The organism is Salinimicrobium oceani (assembly GCF_012037645.1).
The window spans coordinates 1-378 of sequence record NZ_JAAVJR010000990.1 but is presented as its reverse complement, the minus strand read 5'-3'; the positions used below and the strand labels follow the sequence as shown (position 1 = coordinate 378).

Below are 378 nucleotides of genomic sequence, written 5' to 3'. Positions count from 1 at the left end.
AATGACGGTATTGAAAAATTGTGCCCGGGTAAGCCGCAAACTTTTTCCCATGAACTTGCTAATACTAAAGATGAGCAAACCAGCCAGGGTAAACCGAATTGATGCCAGCATAAAGGGAGAAAGTTCAGAAACCGCGATCTTATTAAGCAGATATGTAGATCCCCAGATCACATAGATCGCGAAAAAGGCAAGGATGATAAAAAGGGGATTTTTGGCCTGACTCATGCAGAAAATTTGCTGTGCAAACTTAATCATAAATCGGCTGCAGTAGCTAATACAGGAATTTAAATTATGATCAACAGGTCGCACAGATCTTTTAGAATTAAGATCAATTGAAATTTACAGGCAGCACCACATTAAAAACAGAAAACCCGCCTG

At 39.7% G+C, this 378-nt stretch carries 1 protein-coding gene; it reads right to left on the bottom strand.

Translation table 11 applies throughout. The features are described from left to right. On the bottom strand, positions 1–225 hold a 225-nt coding region (locus tag HC175_RS20410; protein WP_168139865.1), incomplete at its 3' end, for an EamA family transporter. Positions 226–378: the final 153 nt, after the last annotated feature.